The sequence below is a fragment of the Microbacterium sp. Leaf351 genome, from assembly GCF_001423825.1.
GTDB lineage: Bacteria > Actinomycetota > Actinomycetes > Actinomycetales > Microbacteriaceae > Microbacterium > Microbacterium ginsengisoli.
Window position 1 is genome coordinate 53,739 of record NZ_LMPK01000023.1, and the last position, 4,275, is coordinate 58,013.

General features: G+C 72.4%; 3 protein-coding genes. 2 read left to right on the forward strand and 1 reads right to left on the reverse strand.

Translation table 11 applies throughout. From position 1 onward, the window contains the following. A partial coding sequence (locus tag ASG00_RS17725; RefSeq protein ID WP_442922623.1) for a DEAD/DEAH box helicase occupies positions 1 to 2,440 on the reverse strand: 2,440 nt, incomplete at its 3' end. Between the two features lie 70 nt (positions 2,441 to 2,510). Here ASG00_RS17725 and ASG00_RS07970 point away from each other — a divergent pair. Next, positions 2,511 to 3,026 carry a hypothetical protein gene (locus ASG00_RS07970; protein ID WP_056208303.1) on the forward strand — a complete coding sequence of 172 codons (516 nt, stop codon included), beginning with the start codon at positions 2,511 to 2,513 and terminating at the stop codon, positions 3,024 to 3,026. 85 nt (positions 3,027 to 3,111) lie between these two features. After that, positions 3,112 to 4,206: a heparan-alpha-glucosaminide N-acetyltransferase domain-containing protein gene (locus tag ASG00_RS07975; RefSeq protein ID WP_045247416.1), complete on the forward strand. Its 1,095-nt coding sequence runs from the start codon at positions 3,112 to 3,114 to the stop codon at positions 4,204 to 4,206. The last annotated feature ends 69 nt before the right edge of the window (positions 4,207 to 4,275 follow it).

Below are 4,275 nucleotides of genomic sequence, written 5' to 3' on the forward strand. Positions count from 1 at the left end.
GCGCCGAGCGCTGCCGCTGCTGCCACAGGGGGCTCCGCCGGTTCGGGTTGGTACGCGGCATCAGCAGCGCGCGCGCGGCGCATTCGCGGAAGCGAGAGGCGAAGAGAGCCGACCCGCCGACCTCGTCGGTGACGATCTGCTCCAGCTCGTCGGCGTCGAAGACGAACAGCTCGGCGCCGGGTGGCTCGCTCGTCGCGTCGGGGATGCGCGCGATGATGCCGTCGTCGCTCGCGACCGCCGAGCCCTCGACGCCGAGGCGCTCCCGGATGCGCGCGTTGACCGCGAGCGCCCACGGCGCGTGCACCTGCATGCCGTAGGGGGAGTGCAGGATGATGCGCCAGTCGCCGACCTCGTCGTGACCGCGCTCGACGGTGAGCTGCCGGTCGGTGGGCACCGAGCCGGTAGCCTCCTTCTGCTCGTCGAGGTAGGCCAGCAGGTTGTCGATCGCGTTCTCGTCGAGCCCCGCCTCGACGAGGCGGGGCACGGCCTTCTCGCGACCCGCGGCCGACACCTCGCGCGAGAAGCGGCCGAGGGCCTCGCCGAGCTCGGCGGGGCGCCCGATGCCGTCGCCGTGCCAGAACGGCACCTTGCCGGGCTGCCCGAACGCGGGCACGACGTTCACGCGGTCATGGGTGATCTCGACGATGCGCCAGCTGGTGGTGCCGAGGGTGAAGACGTCGTTCACCCTCGACTCGTAGACCATCTCCTCGTCGAGCTCGCCCACTCGCGCGTTCTGCGTCTCGCCGGCGACGAACACGCCGAACAGGCCGCGGTCGGGGATCGTGCCGCCGCTCGTCACGGCGATGCGCTGCGCGCCCGGTCGCCCCGTGAGGGTGCCGGCGTCGCGGTCCCACACGACGCGGGGTCGCAGCTCCGCGAACTCGTCTGACGGATAGCGCCCGGCGAGCAGGTCGAGGGTGGCCTCGTAGGCCGAGCGTGGGAGCGACCGGAACGGGGCGCTGCGCCGCACGGTCTCGAACCAGGCCTCGACGTCGATCGCCCCGCGGGCGGCGGCGGCCACCGTCTGCTGGGCGAGGATGTCGAGCGGGTTCTGCGGGATGCGCACCTCTTCGATCTGTCCGTGCAGCATGCGCTCGGTGACGACCGCCGTGTGCAGCACGTCGCCGCGGTGCTTCGGGAAGAGGGCGGCCGTCGACACCTCGCCGACCTGGTGGCCGGCGCGGCCCACGCGCTGCAGACCCGACGCCGCCGACGGCGGCGCCTCGACCTGGATCACGAGGTCGACCGCGCCCATGTCGATGCCGAGCTCGAGGCTCGAGGTCGCGACCACGCATCGCAGCGCGCCCGACTTCAGCTCGTCTTCGACCTGCGCGCGCTGCTCCTTCGAGACCGAGCCGTGGTGCGCTTTCGCGAGCACGGGGTCGGCCCCGGCGGTCGCGCCGGCCTGCGCCATCACGGCGGCCGGCGGCGCCGAGGCGGTCGGCAGGTCGAGCCCCAGGCGCTCCGCGTAGACCTCGTTCAGCCGCCCGGTGAGTCGTTCGGCGAGGCGTCGCGAGTTGGCGAAGACGATCGTCGACCGGCGCTCGAGCACCCGGTCGACGATCGCCTCCTCGACGTGCGGCCACACCGATCCGGTGATCTCGGTGTTCGACGTGCCCTCGGCGAACCAGTCGTCGGATGCCGCCTCCTCACGCCCGCCCGCAGCGGGCGGTTCACCCGGGGGCGGTGGGGGATGCAGCATGTCGTCGACGGGCACGACGACGGACAGGTCGAAGGTCTTCGAGGCGCGGGGCGCGACGATGTCGACCGGTGCGGCACCGCCGAGGAAGCCGGCGACCGCGTCGATCGGGCGCACCGTGGCCGACAGGCCGATGCGCTGGGCGGGACGGTCGAGCAGGTCGTCGAGCCGTTCCAGGCTCACGGCCAGGTGCGCCCCGCGCTTCGTGGCCGCGACCGCGTGCACCTCGTCGACGATGACCGTGTGCACCCCTCGCAGGGTGTCGCCCGCCTGCGACGTGAGCATCAGGTAGAGCGACTCGGGGGTCGTGATGAGGATGTCGGGCGGCGCCTGCACGAGTCTGCGCCGGTCGCCCGAGGTCGTGTCGCCCGACCGCACGCCCACGGTCACCGCGGGCACATCGAGCCCGAGGCGTCGTGCCGACTGGCCGATGCCGACGAGCGGTGAGCGCAGGTTGCGTTCGACGTCGACGCCGAGTGCCTTCAGGGGTGAGATGTAGAGGATGCGGGTGGAGGGGGCATCCGTCGCCGGAGCAGTCGCCGACTTCTCGCGGAAGACCCGATCGATCGCCCAGAGGAACGCCGACAGCGTCTTGCCCGAGCCGGTCGGCGCGACCACCAGTGCGTTCCGGCCTCCCGAGATCGCCTCCCACGCGCCCACCTGGGCGGTGGTGGGGGCCGCGAAGGCGCCACGGAACCAGTCCTGCGTGGCAGGCGAGAACCGATCGAGCACCTCGCTCATCCCTCTATCTTCCCGCCGGGCGCCGACATCGACGCCCGGTTGCGCTGCGGCCCGTTGCTATGGTGTGGCTATGACGGCGGCGCGCGGGCGGAGTGCGGCGATCACCGTCGCCGTGGTCGGCACCGTGCTCGTCATCGCCTATGCGGCGCTGGCCGCCGTGCAGGTGTTAGTGCTGAACCCGCTCGCGGCCTGGCCGGGGTCCGATCTCGCGTCGATCCGTGCGGACGTCGAGTCAGCGGGCGAATCACTCAACGAGCTGACCGTGGGCATCGTGCTCGGGATCGGCGTCGCGTTGGGCGCGGTGATGCTCGTGGTGGTCATCATCGAGCGCGCGATCGGCGTGCTCGCCGCCACCGCGATCTATCTGACGCTCCTCGTGTTGGGCGAGCCGGCCTACATCTTCACCTCGTTCGGCGTCGGCATGGCGCTCGCCGACACCTACGGGATCACCGGAGGGGATGCCTCGCCCTGGGGGATGCCGCTGCACGTGACCAGCCTGCTCGCGCTCCTCGGGCTCGTCGTCGTCGGCGTGGTCGCCCTCTACCGCCGCGTGCGTCGAACGCCGGCAGCCCCGACGCCGGCCTGACCCACCGTCACTCCGGCCCGCAACATCCTCGACACGCGGCCTCGCTAGCATGGCCGCACGCTCCCCCCCCGGAGAAGAAGAGCGGATGTCGCACCCCCTCCAGACCGCATCCCATGCCCCGGTCGCGCCCCGGCGTCAGATCGGTCGCCTCGTCGTGCCCGACGTGCTCCGCGGCATCGCGATCGTCGCGATGCTCATCGCCCACGCCGACGGAGCCCTGCTGCGCGGGATGCCGGCGCCCATCGACCTCGCGATGGACGAACTGAACGACCTGGCGTCCCCGCTGTTCGCGTTCGTCATGGGGATCTCCGCACAGCTGGTGTGGGATCGCACCGTTCCCGGTCGGCGGGGCGTCGTCGTGGTGCAGCAGATGGCGCGCGGGGTCATCCTCATCGTGCTCGGTGTCTGGCTCGCCGCGTGGGGCGGATGGGTCGACGTCGTGCTCGCCTACCTCGGCGTGCTGCTCATCGTCGCGGCGCCGCTGCTCGTGCTCTCCTCGGTGTGGATCGTCGGCATCGCGGCGGCGCTCGTTCTGCTCGCCGAGCCGCTCGTGCAGACCGCCCAGCTCCTGCTCGGGCCTGCGGTCGCCGACCTCTCGGTGCCGATCGCTGCGGATGCCGCACGGTGGGTCGCCCTCGGCGCCAACTACCGCCTGCTGAGTCTTCTGCCGATGTTCCTGCTCGGTGTGCTCGCCGCACGTCGTGGAATGCCCGCGGGTGCCGCGCTCGGCCCGATCGCCGGCGTCGGGCTGATGCTCGCCGCGGTGGAGCCGATCGCGACCGCGACCCTTCCCGGCGGATGGCCGTCGGGCGGGTGGATCGACACAGCCCACGACCTCGCGCTCGTGCTGCTCGTCTACGCGGGGGTGGCCGGCCTCGCGGGCGTGCGCTCACCCGCCCTGCGGCGGGTGCTGCGGGTGCTGGCGGTGCCCCTGCGGGCGTGCGGTTCGGTCGCGCTGAGCCTGTATGTGCTGCAGATCGCCCTCATCGCGTGGTGGTGGTCGATGGGCATCGGATACCAGCGCACCGAATGGGGACTGTGGCTGGTGCTCGTGCCGGGGCTGGTGCTGATCGGGCTCGGGTGGTGGCGCGTCGTCGGCCTCGGCCCGATCGAATGGCTGCTCGGCGCCGTCACCGGGCGTTATCGCCTCATCGGTCGGCCGCAGTCCGGCGAACGCTGAGCCGCCCCACCCTAACGGGGCGCCTCGACCTCGCGCAGCACCCCGTCCCGCAGCTCGAGAGCGAGGTCG

Bases quoted from the DNA above. Each gene is read 5' to 3' on its own strand.
- ASG00_RS07970 (WP_056208303.1), top strand. From the start codon at position 2,511: ATGACGGCGGCGCGCGGGCGGAGTGCGGCGATCACCGTCGCCGTGGTC.
- ASG00_RS07975 (WP_045247416.1), top strand. From the start codon at position 3,112: ATGTCGCACCCCCTCCAGACCGCATCCCATGCCCCGGTCGCGCCCCGG.